We start from the raw sequence: 22,182 nt of genomic DNA, 5'->3' as shown, positions 1-22,182 counted from the left end.
TCCAGGTCAAGCTTTGTGAACTTAGGCCTGTTGCACCACTGCCGAAAGGGCGCCGCGGGCGACTCTTCGGCCACCGAGAGGAAAGAAAATGACGGCACCAACCGCAGGCGACACATCGATGACCAAGGTCGCTGCCGGCGGGGTCTATGCGGCGCTGCGCCAGTCGATCCTGGACGGCGAAATCACACCGGGGACGCGCATCAACATCGATGCCGTGTCCCGGCGGCTGGGGGTATCCCACACTCCGGTCCGGGAGGCACTCCAGCGACTGGAGGGGGACAACCTGCTGAGGTATTACCCAAGCCGGGGGTACAGCACCACGCCGCTGTTGAGCCTGGCGGAGCTCCGTTCCCTGTTTGAGTTCCGGCTTCTGGTGGAACCTTGGGCGGCGCGCTCGGCGGCAGTGGAGCGGCTGTCAAACCCCTCGGGCGCCCTCCGGTCCGAGCTCGCGGCACTTGAACGCCACGTCGATGAAACGGCCAACCTCCGCCAGGACCTGGTGGCCCATGATGCGCGTTTCCATGACCTGATCCTGGCTGCCGCAGGAAACCACGTGGTCCAGCAGGCCTACGTCCAGACCCACTGCCACCTCCACATGTTCCGCCTCTACCCAGCCGACTGGGACGGCCGGATCACCCTGGTGGAGCATCAGGGCATCCACGCGGCCATCGCCGACCGGGACCCGGCCGCGGCCGAGGATGCCATGAGCGAGCACATCCGCAGCTCCTTCTACCGCTTCGCACGCGCCTTCGACGAGGAGCCGGCGCCCCTCGCCGAAGCCACCCTGGTGCGGATGGCCCCGGACCGGCCGGCCGCCTCCTAACCGGCGGGACGCAGGCGCAACGCCTGCATGCCGCCGTCGACAGCCAGTTCGGTCCCCGTGGTCGAGCCGGCGAGCGGGCTCGCAAGATAGGCAATGGCGGCGGCGATCTCTTCCGGGGCGACCAGCCGGCCGTGCGGCTGGCGGGCCTCCAGCGCGGCGCGTTCCGCCACGGGATCGTCAGCCTGGCCTAGCAGGCGGCTGACCCATGGCGTGTCCGCGGTGCCTGGATTGACGCAGTTGACCCGGATGCCCTCGCGGATGTGGTCCGCCGCCATGCTCATCGTCAGGGCACGGACAGCGCCCTTGCTGGCCGCGTAGAGCGCCCGCCCCGGCAGCCCGGCGGTGGCGGCGATGGAGGAGGTGTTGACGATTGCGGCCGCCGCCGACTGGCGGAGGTACGGCAGCGCGGCCCGACTCATGCGGACTGCGCCGACCACGTTGACATCGAGGACGTGGTGCCATTCGGCGTCGTCGTTGTCCGCGACGGTGCCTTGCGCCCCTATCCCGGCGTTGTTGACGACGACGTCGATTCCTCCGAGCTCCCGGGCCGCCTGCTCGACTGCGCCACGGACCGAAGCGTCGTCGGCGACGTCGCACCGGATCGCGAGCACGGGCGCGGCCACGGCCTCCGGGTGCAGGTCCAGCACCGCCACCCTGGCTCCCCTGCCGACCAGAAGGGCCGTTGTGGCGGCGCCAATACCAGAGGCTCCGCCGGTGACGATGACCCGGATACCTGCAAACTCCATGCCCTGTTCCCCGCTCATGCTACGAATTCATGGCGCTGGCGCCCCAGGCCCTGGATTTCTATCTCCACCACATCGCCGGGCTTCAAGTACGGGAAGCGCCCGGACAACGCGACCCCTTCCGGTGTGCCGGTGCAGATCAGGTCGCCGGGTTCGAGGACCATGTACTGGCTGAGGTTCCAGACGATGGTCTCGACGTCGAAGATCATGTCCGCCGTGGAGGAGTCCTGGCGGAGTTCGCCATTGACCCAGCTGCGCAGCCGCAGATCGCCGGTGCCGACCTCGTCGGGGGTGACCAGGTACGGTCCGGTGGGGCAGAATCCCGGCGAGCTCTTGCCCTTGGACCACTGGCCGCCGGAGACGTTCAGCTGGAAATCACGCTCGGAGAGATCATCGACCACTACGAAGCCTGCGATGTGGTCCCGGGCCGCTTCGGGGGACTCCAGGTAGGAGGCGCGGCTCCCGATGACCACACCGAGCTCAACTTCCCAGTCGGTCCGGGTCGATCCGCGGGGGATGCCCACGGCGTCATCCGGGCCGCCGACAGTGTTGGGGGTCTTGAGGAAGATGACCGGGTGTGTGGGCGGCTCGGCGCCGGATTCGGCGGCGTGTGCGGCGTAGTTCAAGCCAACGCAGATAACCGCCGACGGCCGCGCGACCGGAGCGCCGAATCGCACGCCCGTGGCATTGATTTCCGGGAGGGTGCCCGCGGTCAGCGCGGCGGCGGCGGCCGCCGGGCCGCCCTGGGACAGGAAGTTTCCGTCGATTGAGGGGGTGAGGCTGCTGAGCGCATAGTGCCTTTCCTCGTGGACGAGAACGGGCTGTTCGGCGCCGGGGGCGCCAATCTGGGCAAACTTCATGGAGTTCCTTTCAGTCGGTCATCGGTACGCAGAAGGACGACGGCGGGAAGTTCCCGGCCGTCGTCCTTCTCTGTCTTGGTCCGCCGGCGAACGGCCCGCCCGGCCGGTCCGTTCGGCTTAGCTGGTGCTGAGGGTGGGTTCCTGAGCTGCGCGCTGGTCCTGCAGATAGCCGAAAAGTTCCCGCAGGCCGAACGACCATCGAGGCAGCTCTTCCGCAGCCCCGACCCGGTTGATGAGGGCCCCGAGGTGTCGGCTGCGGATAGTCACGAGGTCGCCCAGCCGGTGTGTGAAGCCCTGCCCGGAAACCTCCCGGTCCTGGGTGGGCGCGAAGAGGGTCCCGGTGAACAATGCGAACCCGTCGGGGTACTGGTGATGGCTGCCGTATGTTGCCGCCACAAGCTCCTCGAATGGCCGGCTGATCCGCGCCACGGAGTTGCGGCCCTCTAGCTCGTAGCCGTCCTCTCCCTCCACGCGCAGCAGGATTTCCTCCTGGCGCAAGGTCTCAAGGGTGAAACTGCCGTCGAACAGGCGGATCAGGGGACCCAGCGCGCTGGACGCGTTGTTGTCCTTCGCTTTACCCAGCAGCAGGGCGCTTCGTCCTTCCACGTCCCGGAGATTCACGTCGTTGCCCAGCGTTGCGCCCACAACGGCACCTTGCGAGGTGGCGATTAGCACCAGTTCCGGCTCCGGGTTGTTCCAGGAAGAGAAGGCGGGAATGCCGATTCCGGCTCCCAGCCCCACCGAGGAGAGCACCGGTGCCTTGGTGAAGACCTCGGGGTCCGGCCCGATGCCGACCTCCAGGTACTGTGACCACAGCCCCTCGGCGATCAGTACCTTCTTGGCCTCGGCCGCTTCCGCCGAACCCGGGCGGATGGAGGCGATGCTGCCGCCGAGTGCGCGGCCCACGAGATCGCGGACCTCGAGGGCGCGGCTGGCGTCTCCGCCGCAGCGCTCCTCGATGACACGCTCGATCATGCTGTCCACGAAGGTCACGCCACAGGCCTTGATGACCTGCAGGTCTACCGGCGCCAGGAAGTGCGGACGGTCCGCGTCCCTCGCCAGGGATGCGCTGACGACGTCGTCGGCGCTCCAGCGCGGCTCCGTCAGGGCGGCACGGACCGCTGCGGCCAGGTCGGGAAGCTCCAGCAGTTCGGAGACGGTTCCCGCCAGGCCGGTCAGGTCGAAGACAACCCCCTCCTGGACCGCGACCACCCGCGGGCCCCCCGTTGCCGGGTCCCAGAGCCGGCCGACCAGCAGGGCCCGCGCAGCATCATCGGGCAGAACCGAGGAGGCCGAGGGCAGCGGCGCGTTCACCGCTGCCCCTCGCCCTGGCCCGCGGAATCAGCCGCGGGCTGCCGCCAGGTCCCGTCGATGCGCTGCGGCACGTTCCACGGGTTGGCGTCCCGCAATGGTTCCGGCAGCCGTCCCTCGGGGAAGGACTGGTAGGCCACCGGACGCAGGAAGCGGCGGATGGCGGCCGTGCCCACCGAGGTGGTGGCCGACGTCGTTGCCGGGTAGGGACCGCCATGATGCTGGGCGTAGCTGACGGTTACGCCGGTGGGCCAGCCGTTCCAGAGCACCCGGCCGCTGATGTCCGTCAGCCGTGCTGCAAGCTCGGCGACGTCATCATCCGACTCCGCCTGCAGCGTGGTGGTGAGCTGGCCCTCCAAGAGCTCCGCGAGCGCCGGAAGCTCGGATTCGTCGCCGTATTCCACCAGCACGCTGGCGGGTCCGAACATCTCCTGGCGGAGGACCGCCGGATCACGGCGCACGGCGGCGGCCGTCGTGTGGAGCAAGGTGGGAGCTGGCGTCGCGGCGAAGTCGCCCTCGACCAGCACGTCGACTCCGTCCCCGTTTTGCAGCGCCCTGACTGCCTCGGAGAAACCCTCGTGCAGCCGGCTGCTGAGCAGCCGAGCCGGCACAAAGTCCGCCAGTGCGTCCCCCAGCACCTCCCGCACCCCGTCCGTCTGGCCGCCGGGCACAAAGAGTAGCCCCGGCTTCGTGCAAAACTGCCCCATGCCCATCGTGAAGGAACCGGCATAGCCGCCGAGGATCTCGTCACGCCGGGCGGCCCACGCCTTTTCGGTCACGAACACCGCGTTAATGCCGCCGAGTTCGCCGTAGAACGGGATCGGCTCCGGACGGGCGTTGGCGCGGTCAAACAGTGCCCGGCCACCCGCCGTCGAACCCGTGAATCCAATGGCTTTCACGAGGGGATGGTCGACCAAAGCCTCCGCAGCGGCCCTCCCCGTGACCAGCGAGAAGAGCCCGGAAGGCGCCCCTGCGGCGTCGAGGGCCGCGGCCACCGTCTCAGCCGTGCGCAGGGCCAGCTTCAGGTGTCCGTCGTGTGCCTTGTGCACGACGGCGCAGCCCGCGGCGAGCGCCGAGGCGCTGTCACCGCCGATCACGCTGAAGGCGAAGGGGAAGTTGGATGCCCCGAACACCCCGACGACGCCGATTGGCACGTTGAGCCGGCGCAGGTCCGGGCGCGGGCCCATGCCCCACTCCGCATCCGCGTGGTCGATGGTGGCGTCGAAGTGCTCGCCGGCGCGGATTTCGGCGGCGAAGAGGCGGAGCTGGAAGACGGTGCGCTTCAGCTCCCCGCGTAGCCTTGCCTCGCCGAGGTGCGTTTCCTCGCCGGCGATTTCCACCAGGGCTTCCGCGTCGGCCTCGAGACCGTCGGCCACGGCGTCAAGCCAGCCTCCGCGGGTCCGGGGATCCGCGGCGCGGCCCTTCTCGAATGCCGTGTGGGCCGCCTCGACTTTCGCGTGGAGCTCAGCGGCTGTGGTCGTCATCGGACCGCGCCGGTGGCCGTCAGCGAGCCGCCCGTGACAGCGGCACGGTTCCCGACCTCCAGCCAGCCGGCGCCACCCGGGAATTCCCACCGGGCGCGGGAAGAGCTGATCATTTCGGCGCCCGTACCCGGCAGCTGCGGTGCGGCGTAGCGGCCGTTGACAATCCGGACCGGCTCGGCAAAGTGCTCGTGGAGGTGGTCCACGTACTCGATCATGCGCCCGTCCTGGCTGCCGCTGACGGCCGCGCAGTCGAAGAAGGAGAAGTGCTGGACGAGCTCGCAGAGTCCCACCCCGCCGGCGTGCGGGCAGACCGGGACGTTGAAGCGGGCGGCGAGCAGGAGGTTGGCAATGTTTTCGTTCACGCCGCCCACGCGGGTGGAGTCCAGCTGGAGCACGTCGATGGCGCCGGCCTGCAGCAGCTGTTTGAAGACGATGCGGCTCGCAACGGCCTCGCCGGTGGCGACGCGGACGGGGGAAACGCCCTTGCGGATCTCGGCGTGGCCCAGGATGTCATCCGTGCTTGTGGGCTCCTCGATCCAGTAGGGGTTGAACTCGGCGAGTTGGTTGACCCATTCGATGGCTTCGGAGACCTCCCAGCGCTGGTTGGCGTCGATGGCAATGGGCAGATCGCCGACGGCCTGACGGGCCAGGGCCATGCGGCGGCGGTCGTCGTTGATGTCGCCGCCCACCTTGAGCTTGATCATGGAGAATCCGTCGGCGGCCGCTTCCTTGCTGAGCCGGACCAGCTTCTCGTCGCTGTAGCCGAGCCAGCCGGGCGACGTCGTGTACGCCGGGAACCCATCCACCTTGAGCGAGGCGATGCGGGCGGCCTTGCCGTCCTCGCCGGCGCGGAGGATGTCGAGTGCCTGCTGCGGGCTCAGGGCATCCCGGATGTGGGTGAAGTCGACGACGTCGACAATCTCCTCGGCGGGCATCTCACTGAGCAGCAGCCAGAGGGGCTTGTTTTCCCGCCGGGCGCGGATGTCCCAGAGGGCGCTGACGAGGGCGCCGCAGGCCATCTGGGTGACGCCCTTTTCCGGGCCCAGCCAGCGCAGCTGGGAATCATGGACGAGGCGCTTGGATGCCCCGCCGAGGTCGAAGATGAGTTCGTCGATATCGCGGCCGAGGAGCAGTTTGGCGTATGCGTCGATCGCGTGGGTGAGGATCTCGTTGCCGCGGCCGCAGCTGAAGACGAAGCCGTGGCCTTCCTCGCCCGCATCGGTGCGGATGACGACGTAGGCGGCCGAGTAGTCCGGGTCGACGTTGACGGCGTCGGAGCCGTCAAGCTCGAGGGACGTGGGGAAACGTACGTCCTGGGTGTGGATGGAAATGATGGAAGGCACAGTTATCTTCTCTCTGGTCAATTCAACGAGCGGACGCAATTCCTATATGAATTGAGTTAATAATATAGGAACAGTGATCCAGATCAAGGGCCCCGGGAAACAAAGAAGCCCTGGCCGGCTGGCCAGGGCTTCTCTTCACTCGACGATGCGCCTTCTGGGAGGCCCGCTGTCTTCTAGCGGCGGGAGCTCATCGGCGCCCTCAAAAGCCTGGGCGAAGCGGTGGAAGGAGTTTCTGATGTGTTCGGCCATGGCCTGTTCCGCCTGGTCCGGCAGGCATGCCGAGATGGCGTCCCTGACGGCGGAGTGCTCAGCCGCTGTGATGGCGCCGTCAATATCTGCCGGATACAGCCGGAACGTATGCAGGTGGCAATGGGTCTGGGCAAAGGCATGGCGCACCACCGGGTTTCCGGCCGCGGCGAGGATGGTGTCGTGGAATCGGGTGTCATGGGCAACCAGGTCCTGCCGCAGCTCTCCCCCGGCTTCCATCGTGGCGCGAAAGGCGGACAGCTCCTTTTCCAGGGCCGCCGCCGGGTTGGCGAGCCGGTCTACGGCGGCCGAGCGGGCGGCCCACGGCTCCACCAGCAACCGGAATTCGAAGAGGGCACGCAGCTCGGCAAGATCCAGCAACGGTGTGGTGCTGTAGCCCCGTCCGGGGCTGTAAACCACCAGATTGTCGCCCTCGAGCCGCTGCAGAACCTCCCGAACCGGCGTCTGCGAAACGCCCAGGCTGCGGGAAACCGCATCAATGTTGATGCGGGCACCGGGCTCAATTTCGCCCCTGAGGATGGAAGCCCGCATCGAGGCGTAGACATCACCCACGCCCGCCTTGCTTTTGGACTGATCGGACGGAAGACGAGGGGGCACGCGGTTACCTCTTTGGGCTGGTTGAACGGAGTCGCTGTGGGAATCATAAGCCACGGTCCGTGGCCGGATGTGTCGCAAGGTTGCTCGCTCGGATCTGGCCTCAGACCACACGCTCTATATGATTAGCCAGATTTCGGCATGGCTTGGGCGACAGTTTGTCCCTGGTTTCTCGCTGCCCTGTTGCCTGAACATCCGAAACTTCTGTCATGTCAAAGGAGACCGTATGACCGCCTTGGGCAGCAGGCACGCTTCGCCGTCCTCCTCCGCGGCTCCCCGCACCCGGTCGCGCAGGCGCTGGGTGATCATCTGGCTCGCGTTCGTCGGGTTGAGCATCAACTATCTGGACCGCTCCAGCCTGAGTGTGGCGTTGCCGTTCATGGGCCAGGACTTTGAACTGTCGGCAACCCAGCAGGGGTTGATTTTTGCCGCCTTCTTTTGGGCCTACGACTTCTGCCAGCTGGCGGCCGGGTGGTACGTCGACAGGGTCGGGCCGCGGAAATCCTTCTCCCTGGCGGCCTTGTGGTGGTCCATCTTTACGATCGCCACCTCCTTTTCGCAGAACTTCTGGTCGCTCTTCGCTGCCCGGTTCCTGCTCGGCGTCGGGGAGAGTCCGGCTCCCAGCACCGCAGCCAAGGTGGTGGCTACTTGGTTTCCCGTGCGCGAGCGAGCTTTCGCGACCAGCATCTGGGACTCCGGTTCCCGAGTGGGGGCAGTCATCGCCCTTCCGATCGTCACACTGATCGTCGCGTTCACCTCGTGGCACGCCGTCTTCATCATCATCGGGCTGGTCGGCGTCATCTGGGCGGCAGTGTGGTGGAAGACCTACCGCAACCCCGAGGAACACCCGGGCGCCAATGCCGAGGAACGCGCCTATATCCAGGAAGGCGGCGCCCGGAGTGCAGCTACCGATGACCACGGCGCCGCGCAGCTGCCGTGGCGGGCACTCTTCAAATACCGCACCATCCTCAGCATGATGTTTGGCTTCTTCTGTCTCAACAGCGCCATCTACTTCTTCATCACGTTTTTCCCGGGCTACCTCGTCAGGGAACGCGGATTCGACCTGCTCAAACTTGGCATCTTCGGTGCCATCCCCGGCATCTGCGCGGTCGCCTTCGGCTGGCTGGCCGGCTACCTCGCCGACCGCGCCGTGCAGCGCGGCGCGTCGGTGACCCGGGTTCGCAAGACCGCCATAGCGGGAGGAATGATCGGCGGGTCGGTCATCATGTTCGCCGCAATGGTTCCCGAGGCATGGATGGCGCTGACGATGCTGTCCGTTGCATACTCCAGCCTCACGGTTGCCGCCACCGGGATCTGGTCACTACCTGCCGACGTCGCCCCGAGCTCCCGGCACGTCGGATCCATCGGCGGCCTTCAGAATTTCGCGTCCAACCTGGGGGGCATTTTCACGCCCGTCCTGATCGGCGTCCTGGTGGACCAAACAGGGTCATTTGTGGCGCCCCTCGCGGTCATCGGCTTCATCTCGCTGCTTGGTGCCGCGAATTACCTGTTCGTGCTGGGCAGGATCGAACCTCTTAAAGTCCCTTCGGCGGCATAACCACGGCGGACTACGCAACCCGCGGATTCGCTTCTGGTGCACTCCCCCATCCTGCTGGCAGACTGAGCCGATGACCGAACCTCTCCATCAGTCCCGGCGGCCGGGGATCCGCGCCGCGATGTTTGTGGACTTCGACAACGTCTACACGGGCCTGATGGCCTTGGACCCGGCGGCAGCCAAACGGTTCGCCGAGGATCCCAAGCACTGGACGGAGGCGCTGGCCGACGGCGTCGCCGGCGAGGACTCCCGGCGCTTCCTGATCCGCAACTGCTACCTCAACCCCGTCATCTACTCCAAGTACCGGCCGTACTGGACCCGGGCGGGCTTCCGGGTGATCGACTGCCCGTCCCTCACGCAGCGGGGAAAGAGCAGCACGGACATCAACCTCGTCCTGGACGCGATGGACGCCCTGTCCGGCGCGGCACACATTGAAGAGTTTTTCGTGGCCTCGGCGGACGCGGATTTCACCTCGCTGATCCAGCGTTTCCGCGCCGCGGACCGGATGACCACGGTGATTGCTGCCGGTGCCGTCGCGTTCGCGTACCGGGAGATGGCGGACAGCGTGGTGGAATCCCACGACTTTGTGGCCGTCCTCAACGGGAGCGCGGCCGAGTCAATCCACACAGTGGCGTCCCCAAAGCAACCACCAGCCCCGGCCGCGGGCAAGCCGAAGCCCAAGCCGGCCTCGCCTGCGGTCCGCGAGCTCGTGGCCTTTGTCCGTTCCGCTCCGGGACCGGTTGCCGGCGCACTGGTTGCCCACCGCGCCCTCACGGCAGACCCGTCACTGAAGACAGACTGGGGAGGTGCCGGAAAGTTCGGCGCCTGGGTAGCGCAGATCGGCCAAAGCGTGGAATATTCTCCAGCCCAGAGCGGCTGGGTCTGGGACGCCAAACGCTTCTCGGCCGAGGATCTTCCTGCCCCGGCCAGCCTGCAGCCGGCGATCGAGGAACAGATCATCAGGGTGACGGATGTCCCGGCGCTCTCGTCCGACCAGTTCCGGCAGGTTTTCCTGTCGCTGGAAGCGAAGCTGCGTGAACACCCCGGCAACCGCGTTGAGCTGTCCAAGGCGGTGCGCGACGACTGCGTCGCGGCAGGGCAGCCGGTCTCCCGCGCGGCCGTGAACTTTGTCCTCCAGGGCCTTGGGTATGCCGGGGTCCCGCTCACCGGCGCGTTGCCGGCCCCGGAGCTGGCGGCGGCGTGGACGAGGAACGTCGAGGAGCTCTGCCGGGTGGCGCTGATGGAGTTCGACGACGGCGAGAAGCTCGCGTTGCGCCGCTGGGCCAGCGGGGGCCTGCTGGAGGACAAACCCGGCGCTGCGGCAGGGTAGGCGGCATCCGCGCGGCGGCGTTGCCGCCCGGAGCGGGATCTTGGGCTAGTATCTATTGGTTAGACGAACGTACAACTAGTCCATCGAAGGAATTAGCGTGACTCCGCCCGCCGAAAGAGAAGGCTACTGGTACCCGCCGAAGGCACACGGGCAGCCTTACGCAGTCGATATCCTGAACGCGCTCCGGGAGTATCGGGCCTCGGAGACCGCCATGCGGCGGCGCACCCGCAACTCCATGGCGATGGGCGAGACAGACCTCCTGGCACTGCGGTACCTGCTTGAGGCTGAGACTGCGGGCCAGGAAGTCCGCCCCAAGGAACTCGCCGCCCGGCTGGGCATGACCTCAGCATCCATGACTGCCCTGGTTGACCGCATGGCAACCAGCGGGTACATCACGCGCCAGCCGCACCCGTCGGACCGCCGCGCCATCATCCTTCGCCCCACCCGTGGGGCCGACGAGGAAGTCCGCCACACCCTGGGCAAGATGCACGGGCGGATGATCGAGGTGGCCGAATCCCTGAGCGATGAGGAAGCCAAGGCGGTGCTGCATTTCCTGCTGCACATGCGCAAAGCCGTGGACGAAATCGACGTCGACGGCGACTAGAACCGGCGTCGACTGGACAATCGCCAAACACTAGTTAGACTAGCTACATTGTGAACTAGTTACTAGAATGGTGGATCGAATGACGGCCGTAGTTGATCGCAAGACATTTGGAACCAACCTGCCTGCCGTCACGGACGCCAGCGCTCCTGCACCGGCGGCTCCCACCCACTGCGGCGCGTTAATGACCATGGCGGCGGCCGAGTCGGCCTCCTTGCCGTGGGCGCCGCTGCAGTCAGGGTTCGCCGCGTGGACATGCGGATGTGGCTACCGGCTGGACGCAGATATTGCCGCTGAACCCCTCGCCGCCGTGCGGCTGGCCTCCGCCCGGGTGGAGAGCCTGCACTGGGAACTGGACGCGGCCCACGAGCGCTTCGAAAACGCCCTCAAGGCAGCATCGGGCCTCGGGGCGGACCGCTCGGCCCTGGCCCTGGCCGCGGGGCTGACGCCCGACGAGCTGCAAGCTTTGCTGCAGTGACACTCGCCCTCACCCGGCCGCCGGCACCGGCTGCCGCTCCCCGGGCCGCCTTCTCCGGCCCCCTCCCAGAAGACCGACTGCTGGACCGGCACTACCGGCTGGGGACTTTGGCGGGCAGGGGCTCCGAGGCCGACGTCTACCGGGCCACCGACGCCGCCAACGGCTCCGAGGTGGCCGTCAAGATCTTCCGGTCCGACGCCAGCGACGCGGCATCGCCGTTCAGCCGGGAGAAAGACCTTCACACCCCGCTCCACCACCGGAATATCGTTCGCGTCAAGGGCTACGGCCGCATGCCGGATGACGGCGGCCGCGGGTCCGGCCGGAACTACCTGGTCACCGAGCTGGTGAGCGGTCCGGACCTTCGGACCGTCCTGCGGGACGGGCCACTGCGGATGCCCCTCGTGGCGGCCTGGATGGGCGACGTCGCCGGCGCGCTGGCGCACGTCCACCGCAAGGGCGTGGTCCACAATGACGTCAAACCGGCCAACATCCTTGCGGACCGTTCCGCGAGCGCCGGGCCGTCGGGGCTGGCGAAACTGACTGATTTTGGCATTGCCACCAGTTCGCGGCACCGGCCGAACCATGCCGCCTCCGGCACACCGCACTATCTGAGCCCCGAGGCGGTGCATGGGACAACCACCACCAGCGCCAGCGACATCTACGCGCTGGGGCTCGTCACGTTCGAGTGCCTCACCGGCATCAAGGCCTTCCCAGGCCCCGCGCTGGAGTCCATGGTGGCCCGGACGCTCCGCGCACCCCGGCTCCCGGACACGGTCCGGCGGCGCTGGTCCATGCTGCTGCACTCCATGACCGACGCCGAGCCCGGCAACCGGCCCACCGCGGCCGAAGCCCACCGTGCGCTGAAACGAATCGGCCGGTAGAGCGCGCCCGCGCTACAGCGTTGCGGCCTCTTCCTGGGCCAGCCTGATCAGCCGGAGTTCGTCCTCCACCGCGCGGGCGGGCCAGTAGTCCTTTGCCAGCTCGTCCGCGAAGACCCGGTCCGCCGCCGGGAAGAGCTTCCCGAACAATCCGGCCGCGTGCAGCAACGCGAACAGCGCCGACGTCCTGGCGTCGGGCCCCTTCGATTCGGGCGCGGCGGCACCGGGGGCGGCACCCGCCGCGGCATCATGCGTGGCGGGCTCTGACGCCGCCGTTTCGGCCACGGCCGCCGTCGTATCGGCCGCCGTCGTATCGGGCTGAGGAGCCGCCGGCTCCTCAGCCCCGGTCTTCTCGGCCTCGGACGGTGCACCGCTCAGCGCGGCCTCAAGCTTTTCCAGCAACGCCGCCTCCGGCGCATGGTCCTTTTCCGGGTACCGCACGGCCCGGAACCGGGCCAGATGCTTTTCGCCGACATGTTCCACGATCCCCCGCGACGCCATCGTCTCGTAGACGCGCTGCACTTCGGTGCGGCCTTCCAGCATGGACACCCACCGCTTGGGAGTGTGGGGCCGCGACTTGCCCCGGATGAGTTCCAGCTCGTGCTGGTAGTCCGCCGGCGCTGCCGTGCCGGTGGCGCGGACATGTTTTCCCTGCAGCTCGATCGCGCCAGCCAGTTCCAGCTCGGCCAGGATGGCCCCGGCCAGCGTGGTCCTGAGCGCGAACACCGGCACCGCGGGCTTGCCGTCATTGTCATTTGTCGCCAGCAGGAGGAAGGCCTGGGGAAGGCTCAGCTCCGCGGCCTTCGGTGTCTCAGCATTCATACGATCATCGTGGCCCTGTTGGCGGAGCCCCACAATGAGCATTTCGTCCCGACCCTCGTTCTCCGAGACTCCGGCGAGGCGATAGTTTGGTGGCATGACGGCTAGTTACAGGTACGACGTCGAGATCCTCCACCTGCTCGTCTCGCCTGCCCACGCCTACTTCGGCCGTGCCCGTGACGGCGCAGCCGACGTTCCCACCACTGACGCCGCGCGGGCCGAGTTAGTGGCCGGCAAGGGAATAGTTGGGGACCGGTTCTTCGGCAAGGCCGCCCACATGGATGCCGCCGTGACCGTCTTCGCCGTCGAGGCCCTAGCCGCGATAGCCGCCGAGCTGGGGACTGTCCCGTTTGACCCGCTGCTGACGCGCCGCAACGTGCACCTCCGGGGCGCCGAGCTGGCTCCGCTGCTCGGCCACGAATTCGCCCTGGAATCCGGCGGGGACCTGGTGCGCTTCAAGGCCGGGCGGCCTGCGCATCCCTGCGCCTGGATGGACGAGATGCTCGCCCCCGGCGCCCACAAGGCCATGCGGGGTCGGGGCGGGGTGCGGTGTCAGGTGCTGTCCGACGGCGCCCTGCACCGTGGGCCGGCGGTCCTGATCAGCCCGGTGCCGCTTGACCCTGACCGCGCGGGCGAGGCGGTGCTGCTGCGCCCGTCGCAGCTGCCGTAGCCGCCGGTGCCGGCCGCAACGTCCATGGTCTCGGCGCCGGACTGGATACCAGGACCCATGTGCAACGCATGCAAAAATCGGCCTATGACCAAGTCCCAGATGCGGCGTAAACCGGCGTGACGTTTGACGAGTCGTTCCGGACCGCCCTTGGCGTGGTCATCCTCGTCGGGATGGCAACGGTCGTGCTGGCGGGCGCGCGGGTGCCGGCCCCCTGGTCCGCCGCGTTCGCCGTCGCCCGCGGCGCCGTGCAGCTCGCCGCCATCAGCTTTGTCCTGTCCGGTGTAATCCAGTCGCCCTGGCTGGTCGCGGCGGCCCTAACGGTCATGTTCACCATCGCGGCAACCACCTCGGCGCGACGGCTCGGGTCGCTCCGCTCGCGGTTGCTCCCCGTGGCAGCCAGCATGGGCGCCGGAGTCCTCGCCGCGGGAATTCTGGTGTTTGCCACCGGGGCGATCGCGTTCACGCCCAGATACGTTCTGGCGATCGGTGGCATTGTGATCGGGAACGCGATGACCATCGCGACCCTGTCCGGCCGCCGGTTCATTGAGCTGGTCAACGACCGCTGGGATGAGGTCGAAGGGTGGCTCGCCCTCGGGGCGCGCCCGCGCCAGGCGACTGCAGACCAAGTTCGTCAGGCCATTTCGGCGGCTCTTGTCCCGACGGTTGATCAAACCAAAACCACAGGGCTGGTCACCCTTCCCGGCGCGTTCGTGGGAGCTATCTTCGGCGGCGTTTCTCCGTTGGAGGCGGGACGGTTCCAGATCGTGGTTCTCGCCGCCATCATCGGCGCCGGCAGCCTCGTCGCCGTCGGGCTCACCGCGTGGCTCGCGCCGGTACGGGTCCGCCCCGCACGCCTCTGAATCACTGCAGCCGCCGCACGCTAACGTCGTCCCGCGCCGCCCGACACGGCCCCCGTCACCCGGGCCGCCCGCCACTTTCGTAGACTCTATGGAGATCCGACGTGTCCCCTCTGGGGACATGCCCGCCACAGGAAGAGCCATCGATGAAGATTATCGTCCTAGTCAAGGAGGTCCCCGACACGTACGGGGACCGAAAACTGAACCTTGAAACAGGTCTCGCCGACCGGGAGGCCAGCGAAACTGTCATCGATGAGATCGGCGAGCGGGCGCTGGAGCTGGCCCTGACCTACGCCGACGCGAACGAGGGCACCGACGTCGCCGTCCTCTCCCTCGCCCCCGAAGGTGCGACGGCGACGATCCGCAAGGGGCTCGCGATGGGCGCCGGCAGCGCCATCCACATCTGCGACGAGGCGCTCCGGGGCGCGGATCTTGGCCTGACCGCCGACACCCTCGCGGCAGCGATCCGCCGCGCCGGCTTTGACCTGGTCATCGCCGGCAACGTCTCCACTGACGGATCCGGCGGCATGGTCCCCGCCATGCTGGCGGAATTGCTGGACGTGCCGCTCGCCTCCGGGCTGAGTTCCGTGGAGATCCGCGACGGCGCGGTGTCCGGCACCCGGGCCGTCGAATCCGGCGTGCAGCAGGTGTCCGCGGACCTGCCCGCGGTAATTTCCATCACCGAGGCGCTCCCCGGGCCGCGCTTCCCCAATTTCAAGGGCATCATGGCCGCGAAGAAGAAGCCCCTCGAGGTGCTGACGCTCGCGGACCTCGACGTCACGGCCGACGACCCGGACACGGCGCGGTCGATCATGCTGACCATTGCCGAGAAGCCCCCGCGCGCGGCAGGCACCAAGATCGTTGACGAGGGCGATGCCGGCGAGAAGCTGGCCGAGTTCCTGATCGAAAACCGACTGGCGTAAGGAACAACGGACATGACTGAATTCCCTCGTGACGCAATCCTGGTCGTCGTCGAAACCCGCGCCTCCGGCGAACTGGAGAAGGCCGCGGCCGGGCTGTTCGGCGCCGCCGCGGCAGCCGGCACCCCGGTTGCCCTGGTACTGGCCGCTCCCGACGCCGGGAGTGCCGCCGCCGCTGAGGCCGCCGGCCTGGGTGCCGCGCACGTACTGATCGCCGAAACCCCGGATGCGTCCGCGCTGGGCGTGCCGGGCGTTGACGCGCTGGCCGCCGCGGTGGAGCAGGTGCGGCCGGATGCCATCCTGATCTCGCATTCCCTCAACGGGCGCGACCTCGCCGGCCGGTACGCGGCCCGGGAGCGGGCCGCGGTGTCCGTCGACGCCGTCGGGGTCTCCCGCGATGACGAGGGCGTCGTCGCCCACCACTCGGTCTACGGCGGCGCCTACGACGTGACGTCCACGGCCACGTTCGGGCCGCCGGTCATCACCATCCGGCAGGGCTCCATCGAGGCCCGCGCCGAGGCGCAGCCGCCGGCGCCGGACACCCTGGTGGTGACGCCCTCCGGCAAGAAGGCCGCGCGGATCGATTCCTTCGAAGAGGTCGTCGCCGCCATCACCCGGCCGGAGCTGCGCGGTGCCGCGAAGGTGGTCGCCGGCGGCCGCGGCCTCGGGTCGGCGGAACAGTTCGCCCTGGTCGAACAGCTCGCGGACACCCTCGGCGCCGCGATTGGTGCTTCGCGTGCCGCGGTGGACGCCGGCTACGTCCCGCAGTCGCAGCAGGTGGGCCAGACCGGGGTGTCCGTGTCCTCGCAGCTGTACATCGCGCTGGGCATTTCCGGTGCGATCCAGCACCGGGCCGGCATGCAGACCGCGAAGACGATCATCGCCGTCAACAAGGATGCTGACGCGCCCATCTTTGAGATCGCCGATTTTGGGGTGGTGGGCGACGTCTTCAAGGTTGTCCCCCAGCTCATCAGCGCCCTCGAGGCCCGGAAGAAGTAACCATGGCAACTCAATCCGGCTCCCTCCGGCGGGGCCTGCCGCGTGTGCCGGGCGGCGAGCCCTGGCCGCCGGCCGGCCAGGCGCCCGCCCGCATGGTTTCCGCACCCGCAGCCGCCGAGGAAACAGCTCCAGCTACGACGGCGTTGTCCGCCCCGGTGCTCGCAGCCGGCGTTCCTTCCGTAACCGCCCCGGCAGCAGGCTCGGGTGCGCGGCAGCTCCGCCGCGGGCTGCCGCGGGTGCCGGGCGGGGAGCCCTGGCCTCCCGCTGGCGTGGGTCCGCTGTCGGCGGCGCCCGTGTCCGAGGCTCCGCCTACAGCAGCGAAGCCCGCGTCGGCTATTCCGGCTGCCGCTGCGACCCCGGCCGCTCCGATTGCTCCGGTTGAGGAGGCAGCGCAGGCGACGACGCCGGCGGCAGCAGCGCCCGCTGCTGCCACGGCTGCGCCCACGCCGGGAGCCGCCCAGCTTCGCCGCGGACTCCCTCGCGTCCCCGGGGGTGAGCCATGGCCGCCGGCCGGACTTGCTCCGGCAGCCGCCGCACCAACCGCTGCTCCTGTTCCTGCGCCCGCGCCCGCGCAGGCCGCGCAGGCGGTTCCCGAACCTGTGGCCCCAGCCGCCGTCGTCGTTGCGGAGACCGATGCCGCAGCGGAACCACCAGCGTCGCCGAATGAACCGGTGGTCCCCAAGACCCCCGCTGTCGCACCAGCTCCGGCCGCGGCGGCACGGCCCGCCGTCGTCGAACAACCGGCAAAACCCGCAACTCCCGCCAAGCCCAAGGCCGAGGCGAAGCTCTACGGCTCGCGGACTCTGGCGCAGTGGGTCAAGCGCATTGCGCTCCTCGCCGTGGCAGCGATTGCCGCCGCCGGGATGCTCATCCTCGCCGCGCGGGGAGTGACGACATTGCCGGGCGTGCCGGCGTTCCTCGAGCGGTACCCCGGCGAGTACCACCTGCCCGAGACCGCCGAACAAGGCTTCCCGTGGTGGGCGCAGTGGGCGCACTTCTTCAACATTTTCCTGATGGCGCTGATCATCCGCTCGGGCTACCAGGTACGCACGCAGCAGAAGCCGCCGGCGTACTGGACGCCCGAGCGCGGCGGCAAGAAGATCAGCATCACGCTGTGGCTGCACCAGTCGCTGGACATCCTGTGGCTCGCCAACGGCCTCATCTTTGCGGTGCTGCTGTTCGCCTCAGGCCACTGGATGCGGATTGTCCCGACCAGCTGGGAAGTGTTCCCGAACGCGGCCTCGGCGCTGCTGCAGTACCTGACGCTCGACTGGCCGGTGGAGAACGGCTGGGTGAACTACAACAGCCTGCAGCAGCTCATGTACTTCGTGGTGGTGTTCATCGCGGCCCCGCTCGCGGCGATCACCGGGGTGCGCATGAGCGAGTTCTGGCCGAAGAACGCGACGACGCTGAACAAGGCCTACCCGGTGGAGGTGGCGCGGGCGCTTCATTTCCCCACGATGCTGTTCTTCGTGCTGTTCATCCTGATCCACGTGTTCCTGGTATTCGCGACCGGGGCGCTGCGCAACCTGAACCACATGTTCGCCGGCACCGACGAGGTGAACTGGGTGGGCTTCTGGCTCTTCGCGGCCGCCATCGCCATCACCGCCGCCGGCTGGTACGCCGCCCGCCCGATCGTGCTCGCCCCGATCGCCAGGCTGTTCGGGAAGGTGAGCAGCCGCTAGGCCGCTTGGCGAGCGTCCGGACGGTCAATTTTTGGTTCTACCGGCGCCTCCGGGACCGTGGTACGTTCAGCGTGATCGGGATGTCCGGACACGGCCCCTTGACCTGCTCGGCTCCTGGCGCAGCCCCAGAAAGCAGAGGCGAGTGATGCCAACACTATTGATTTTCCATGAAGTCGACGACGTCGAACACTGGCTCAAGTCACCCAAACGCGAGGAAGTCTTCGGCCCCCTGGGCATTACGGTTCGGACCTTCACCGACCCGGCCAAGAGCCAGCGCGTAGGCCTGATCGCCGAGGTCCCGGACCTGGACGCGTTCCAGCGCATCATGGCGACGCCGGAGGCGGCCGAAGCCATGAAATTCGACGGCGTCCGGCCGGACACCATTCTGATCCTCGAGGAGCCCTAAGCCTCCGGCCGAGACCCAGCGGGCAGGCTGGCGTCGATGGGGAAGGTCATGAACGCCGGCGTCTCGTAGGGGTGCGCGGACAGTGCGGCGTTGACGACGGCGTCGCGCCGGGAGCGCGGGTAGATGGCTTCGATCCGCGTTTCCGGAACTTCCTCGGGGGAACCGACGGCGCCGATGGCAGGGTGCGCGCCCGGCAACGGCATGAAGCGCCCGGTGCCTTCGGCGCTAAACGAGCAGTGCGAGTAGTTGCCCAGCCTGCCAGCCCCGGCGTCGCCGATCGCCTGCCGGACGGCGTGAGCTGCGTCGGTGGGGACGTAAATGACCAGGCAATCCATCGGCTCCATGACTGAAAGTCCCGGTCAGCTGGCCGGGTCGTATTGGAAGGCGCGTACCTCCTGCGAGCAGCGGCAGGCGGCCGCGATCTTGGCCGCCCACTCCACAGCCGCATCGTAGGACGGCAGTTCCAGCACAGAGTAGCCACCTTCGAGCTGCGTTGTCTGTGGGTAGGTGCCCTCGCGGACGGTCCCGTCGGCGTCCACCATGACCGGCGGAATGCTCTCGTCGATGCCGCCGCCGACGACCCAGACGCCGGCGTCCTTCGCCTCCTGGACGACGGCGTGCGACGCGTCCGCAACGGCCTGCAGCTCCTCCTCGGGGAAGACCATGGCGGCACTTGGAAACGAGATCAGGTACTTCGTCATCGGGTAAGCTCCTTCTTCGCAGGACGGGGGATGGCGTTCATCCTCGCGGACGCCGCAGTGCCGCGCAAGATTCTGGCTGGGTCCGGTTCAGGATCCCAGCTGCTCCCGGCGGCGCCTCAGGGTGGCCGCCTCGGCGGAGTTTCCCGCCAGTTCAATGGCTTTCCCATACGCCGCACGCGCCTCCGGGATGCGGCCCAGCCTCCGTAGCAGCTCGGCTCGGGTCGCGTAAAAGGCGTGGTACCCGGCCAGGTCTGCCTCAAGCCGGTCGACGGCGGTGAGCGCCACCTGCGGCCCGTCCAGCTCCCCCACCGCCACGGCCCGGTTGAGCGCGACAATCGGCGAGGGGTCGAGGGCCGCCAGCTGGTCGTAGAGCGCGACGATCTGGGACCAGTCGGTGCCACGGAAATCGACGGCCGAGGTGTGCACGGCGTTGATGGCCCCGAGGAGCTGGTACGGCCCCGGAGCCAGTCCGGAGGCGAGCCGTTCACGCACCAGGCCGTGGCCTTCGGCGATCAGCGACGCATCCCAGGCACCCCGGTCCTGCTCGTCGAGGGTCACCAGCACGCCGGCTGCCGAGATCCGGGCGGCACTGCGGGCCTCGGTCAGGAGCATCAGGGCCAGCAGGCCGGCCACCTCGCCGTCGTCGGGCATCAGGGTCCGGAGCAGGCGGGTGAGCCGGATGGCCTCGGCGGTGAGGTCGGAGCGGACCGGGTCGACGCCGGGGCCCGTCGCCAGATAACCCTCGTTGAAGACCAGGTAGAGCACGGCGAGCACGCCGGAGACCCTGCCCGGCAGGTCCTCCGCGACCGGCACCCGGTACGGGATCCGCGCGGCCTTGATCTTGGCCTTCGCACGCGTGATCCGCTGCCCCATGGTGCTCTCCTGCACCAGGAAGGCCCGCGCGATCTCGGGCACGGTCAGCCCGCCCACCATCCGCAGGGTCAGCGCCACGCGGGCCGGCAAGGCGAGGGCCGGGTGGCAGCAGGTGAAAATCAGCCGGAGCCGGTCGTCCTCGACGGCGCCGAGCGGCTCGGAGGGTCGTCGTCGAACACCAACTGGGCCTCCTGGTGTTTGCCGTCGCGCTTGTTTTCGCGCCGGAGCCGGTCGATGGCCTTGCGCTTGGCCGTGGTGGTCAGCCATGCGCCGGGGTTGGGCGGGACGCCGTCTGACGGCCAGCGTTCGACGGCGGTCGCGAACGCCTCGGCCGCCGCCTCCTCGGCGAGGTCGAGGTCGCCGAAACGGCGGGTGAGGGCGGCGACCACCCGGGCCCAGTTCTCCCGGTAGGCCTGGGCGACGGCGCCGCCGGCGTCGGTTCCGGTCACAGGAACGGCCGCACCTCGACCTTCCGGTTGCAGGCCTTCGACCCCTCGGCGGCGAGCTTGAGGGCGACGTCGAGGTCGGGGGCCTCGACGATCCAGAAGCCGGCGAGATACTCCTTCGACTCCACAAAGGGCCCGTCGGTGACCACCGAGGAATCGCCCCGGTTGTCCACGACGGTGGCCGTGTCGGGGAAACCCAACCCGCCGGCGAAGACCCAGTGGCCCTCGGCCTGGAGCCGGTCATTGAACACGTCGATCGCCGCCATCTCGTCCGACGGCGCGAGCTCCAGCTGGTCGTGGATCACGGAAAGCAAGAACTGCATGTCATCTCCTTAGGTTTGGGGCGCCCCTCGCGGGCGGCCGCTCACCTCTACTACGAACAACTCTGCCCCGATTCGACAGGAAATGGCAGCAGCCCGCACCCAACATGGGCAAAGGCCTCCCGCCGTCGTCCGGTTCCGTCCGGCGCCTACCGGCTGAAGGGGACCCTTTCCCAAGCCAGAACGTCCGCGCCGGCGGCGCTGTTGCCGGCGACGGTGAACCTGACGTAGTTGGTGGCGTTGGCGGATCCGTCCACGGTGATGCGCTGCAGGTCGTCGGCGGCGGGCTGGCCGTAGACGTCCAGCCAGGGTGAGCCCTTCGCGAGCGGCTGGTTCTCGGCGAAGACGTGGCTGTCGCCGTTGATGAGGTAAACCGGGGCGTCGAAGTTGTTCGTTTCGGCAATGATGGCCTGCACGATTTCGCGGAAGCCGGACACGGTGTCCGGGTTGGCGGTCGCGGCGGAGAGCTGGGACGGGTCGAACATGTCGGCCTGGGTCATCAGGACGACGGCGCGGTCGTTGCGGCGTTCGGCGTCAGCGAAGGTGGTGCGGATCTGGGCCAGGACGGCGTCCGTCCGGTGCTCAACTTCGGCCAGTTGCTCGGGCGTGGCGGCGGTTTTGCCTAGGCCGGTCCACGGCTGCAGCGAGTTGTTGCTGCCCTGGATGTTCAGCACGGAGAACGCCACGCGGTTCTGGGTGAAGCGGACGTTTTCCGGCAGTCCGAGGTCCGCCTGGGTCTTGACCGGCATGGTGGCGCCTAGGGTCTTGCCGGGCTCGTCGAAGAAGACATCCCGCAGCTTGTCGAGCCGTTCCAGCGGGTTGTAGGCGCCGTTGTTGGTGCGGTGGCAGTCCACCCATTCGTTGTCGCCCGGGGTGTAGACCAGCGGGTGCTCGAAGGTGTCGAACTGCGCGCGGATCTTCCCGAAGTACTCGTCCGAGCAGACCGAGGAGCCGTTCTTGATGTCCCCCACGTGGGTGACGAACTTCAGTGCGCTGTCGGCGTTGATGTCCTGGATGCGTGCGGGGAACTTCGCGATTTCGGCGTCGCCGTAAGGGATATCGCCGATCACGCCGAACGTGAACGCTTGGCTGTCGGCGGTGCCATTGGCGTTGTTGTCGGCGGCGGTGGCGGGCTGGGACGCAAAGAGGCCGAGCGCCAGGACGGCTGCCGCCGTCGTCGTTGTGATGGTCTTTGAAGGCATGGCGGTGCTCCTCTGTG

Annotated in this window: 23 protein-coding genes and 1 pseudogene; 12 read left to right on the top strand and 12 right to left on the bottom strand. The window is 68.3% G+C overall.

Going from position 1 to position 22,182, the window contains the following annotated elements:
• Positions 1-88 precede the first annotated feature (88 nt).
• Positions 89-823 (top strand): GntR family transcriptional regulator, encoded by a 735-nt coding sequence (locus AC6I9V_RS10380; RefSeq protein ID WP_497899365.1) that lies wholly within the window; start codon positions 89-91, stop codon positions 821-823.
• Here the strand turns inward: AC6I9V_RS10380 and AC6I9V_RS10375 are convergent.
• The 6 genes from AC6I9V_RS10375 to AC6I9V_RS10350 form a co-directional block, all read right to left on the bottom strand.
• Positions 820-1,587: an SDR family NAD(P)-dependent oxidoreductase gene (locus tag AC6I9V_RS10375; protein WP_497899364.1), complete on the bottom strand. Its 768-nt coding sequence runs from the start codon at positions 1,585-1,587 to the stop codon at positions 820-822. The genes AC6I9V_RS10380 and AC6I9V_RS10375 overlap by 4 nt on opposite strands.
• Positions 1,584-2,426, bottom strand: a complete 843-nt coding sequence (locus tag AC6I9V_RS10370; protein ID WP_497899363.1) for a fumarylacetoacetate hydrolase family protein — start codon at positions 2,424-2,426, stop codon at positions 1,584-1,586. The genes AC6I9V_RS10375 and AC6I9V_RS10370 overlap by 4 nt, the downstream gene beginning before the upstream one ends.
• Before the next feature lie 117 nt (positions 2,427-2,543).
• Positions 2,544-3,740: a fumarylacetoacetate hydrolase family protein gene (locus AC6I9V_RS10365; protein ID WP_497899362.1), complete on the bottom strand. Its 1,197-nt coding sequence runs from the start codon at positions 3,738-3,740 to the stop codon at positions 2,544-2,546.
• Entirely contained in the window at positions 3,737-5,221 is a 1,485-nt protein-coding gene (locus AC6I9V_RS10360) for an aldehyde dehydrogenase (NADP(+)) (protein ID WP_497899361.1), read from the bottom strand. The genes AC6I9V_RS10365 and AC6I9V_RS10360 overlap by 4 nt, the downstream gene beginning before the upstream one ends.
• Positions 5,218-6,564 (bottom strand): enolase C-terminal domain-like protein, encoded by a 1,347-nt coding sequence (locus AC6I9V_RS10355; protein ID WP_497899360.1) that lies wholly within the window; start codon positions 6,562-6,564, stop codon positions 5,218-5,220. The genes AC6I9V_RS10360 and AC6I9V_RS10355 overlap by 4 nt, the downstream gene beginning before the upstream one ends.
• Positions 6,565-6,699: 135 nt before the next feature.
• Positions 6,700-7,362, bottom strand: coding sequence for a GntR family transcriptional regulator (locus AC6I9V_RS10350; protein ID WP_497900301.1), 663 nt, complete (start codon positions 7,360-7,362; stop codon positions 6,700-6,702).
• A 289-nt stretch (positions 7,363-7,651) separates the two neighbouring features.
• Between AC6I9V_RS10350 and AC6I9V_RS10345 the strand changes: the two genes are divergently transcribed.
• The 5 genes from AC6I9V_RS10345 (at position 7,652) to AC6I9V_RS10325 (ending at position 12,270) form a co-directional block, all read left to right on the top strand.
• Entirely contained in the window at positions 7,652-8,983 is a 1,332-nt protein-coding gene (locus AC6I9V_RS10345) for an MFS transporter (RefSeq protein ID WP_497899359.1), read from the top strand.
• 70 nt (positions 8,984-9,053) lie between these two features.
• Positions 9,054-10,310, top strand: coding sequence for an NYN domain-containing protein (locus tag AC6I9V_RS10340; protein WP_497899358.1), 1,257 nt, complete (start codon positions 9,054-9,056; stop codon positions 10,308-10,310).
• 97 nt (positions 10,311-10,407) lie between these two features.
• Positions 10,408-10,914, top strand: a complete 507-nt coding sequence (locus AC6I9V_RS10335) for a MarR family winged helix-turn-helix transcriptional regulator (RefSeq protein WP_349413335.1) — start codon at positions 10,408-10,410, stop codon at positions 10,912-10,914.
• A gap of 79 nt (positions 10,915-10,993) precedes the next feature.
• Positions 10,994-11,389, top strand: coding sequence for a hypothetical protein (locus AC6I9V_RS10330; RefSeq protein ID WP_497899357.1), 396 nt, complete (start codon positions 10,994-10,996; stop codon positions 11,387-11,389).
• Positions 11,386-12,270 (top strand): serine/threonine-protein kinase, encoded by an 885-nt coding sequence (locus tag AC6I9V_RS10325; RefSeq protein ID WP_497899356.1) that lies wholly within the window; start codon positions 11,386-11,388, stop codon positions 12,268-12,270. The genes AC6I9V_RS10330 and AC6I9V_RS10325 overlap by 4 nt, the downstream gene beginning before the upstream one ends.
• A 12-nt stretch (positions 12,271-12,282) precedes the next feature.
• Here AC6I9V_RS10325 and AC6I9V_RS10320 read toward each other — a convergent pair whose 3' ends face one another.
• Positions 12,283-13,089, bottom strand: coding sequence for a GOLPH3/VPS74 family protein (locus AC6I9V_RS10320; RefSeq protein ID WP_497900300.1), 807 nt, complete (start codon positions 13,087-13,089; stop codon positions 12,283-12,285).
• Between the two features lie 94 nt (positions 13,090-13,183).
• Here AC6I9V_RS10320 and AC6I9V_RS10315 point away from each other — a divergent pair, with 94 nt between their 5' ends.
• The 6 genes from AC6I9V_RS10315 to AC6I9V_RS10290 all read left to right on the top strand — a co-directional run bounded on the left by AC6I9V_RS10315 (position 13,184) and on the right by AC6I9V_RS10290 (position 18,623).
• Positions 13,184-13,756, top strand: coding sequence for an MOSC domain-containing protein (locus tag AC6I9V_RS10315; RefSeq protein WP_497899355.1), 573 nt, complete (start codon positions 13,184-13,186; stop codon positions 13,754-13,756).
• A gap of 116 nt (positions 13,757-13,872) precedes the next feature.
• Positions 13,873-14,616: an ABC transporter permease gene (locus AC6I9V_RS10310; protein ID WP_497899354.1), complete on the top strand. Its 744-nt coding sequence runs from the start codon at positions 13,873-13,875 to the stop codon at positions 14,614-14,616.
• Between the two features lie 143 nt (positions 14,617-14,759).
• Positions 14,760-15,536, top strand: a complete 777-nt coding sequence (locus tag AC6I9V_RS10305; RefSeq protein WP_497899353.1) for an electron transfer flavoprotein subunit beta/FixA family protein — start codon at positions 14,760-14,762, stop codon at positions 15,534-15,536.
• 12 nt (positions 15,537-15,548) lie between these two features.
• Positions 15,549-16,532: an electron transfer flavoprotein subunit alpha/FixB family protein gene (locus AC6I9V_RS10300; protein WP_497899352.1), complete on the top strand. Its 984-nt coding sequence runs from the start codon at positions 15,549-15,551 to the stop codon at positions 16,530-16,532.
• 599 nt (positions 16,533-17,131) lie between these two features.
• Positions 17,132-18,217 (top strand): cytochrome b/b6 domain-containing protein, encoded by a 1,086-nt coding sequence (locus AC6I9V_RS10295; protein WP_497899351.1) that lies wholly within the window; start codon positions 17,132-17,134, stop codon positions 18,215-18,217.
• A gap of 145 nt (positions 18,218-18,362) precedes the next feature.
• Positions 18,363-18,623, top strand: coding sequence for a hypothetical protein (locus AC6I9V_RS10290; protein WP_497899350.1), 261 nt, complete (start codon positions 18,363-18,365; stop codon positions 18,621-18,623).
• On the opposite strand, the gene AC6I9V_RS10285 is transcribed toward AC6I9V_RS10290, so the two are convergent.
• The 5 genes and pseudogenes from AC6I9V_RS10285 to AC6I9V_RS10265 all read right to left on the bottom strand — a co-directional run bounded on the left by AC6I9V_RS10285 (position 18,620) and on the right by AC6I9V_RS10265 (position 22,165).
• A complete protein-coding gene (locus AC6I9V_RS10285) occupies positions 18,620-18,967 on the bottom strand; it encodes a hypothetical protein (RefSeq protein WP_497899349.1) in 348 nt (115 codons plus the stop codon). The genes AC6I9V_RS10290 and AC6I9V_RS10285 overlap by 4 nt on opposite strands.
• 15 nt (positions 18,968-18,982) lie before the next feature.
• Positions 18,983-19,324: a YciI family protein gene (locus tag AC6I9V_RS10280; protein ID WP_497899348.1), complete on the bottom strand. Its 342-nt coding sequence runs from the start codon at positions 19,322-19,324 to the stop codon at positions 18,983-18,985.
• Positions 19,325-19,411: 87 nt separating this feature from the next.
• Positions 19,412-20,646 (bottom strand): annotated as a pseudogene (locus AC6I9V_RS10275) (RNA polymerase sigma factor).
• On the bottom strand, positions 20,643-20,966 hold the full coding sequence (locus AC6I9V_RS10270) for a YciI family protein (RefSeq protein ID WP_497899347.1): 324 nt from the start codon (positions 20,964-20,966) through the stop codon (positions 20,643-20,645). Before AC6I9V_RS10270 ends, AC6I9V_RS10275 begins: the two are co-directional and overlap by 4 nt.
• 146 nt (positions 20,967-21,112) lie before the next feature.
• On the bottom strand, positions 21,113-22,165 hold the full coding sequence (locus AC6I9V_RS10265) for a hypothetical protein (protein WP_497899346.1): 1,053 nt from the start codon (positions 22,163-22,165) through the stop codon (positions 21,113-21,115).
• Between the last annotated feature and the right edge of the window lie 17 nt (positions 22,166-22,182).

It is taken from the genome of Arthrobacter sp. SlRoot2-15 (genome assembly GCF_059739345.1).
Note: the sequence above shows the minus strand (reverse complement) of the source record. Positions and strands in the feature narration are given on the sequence as shown.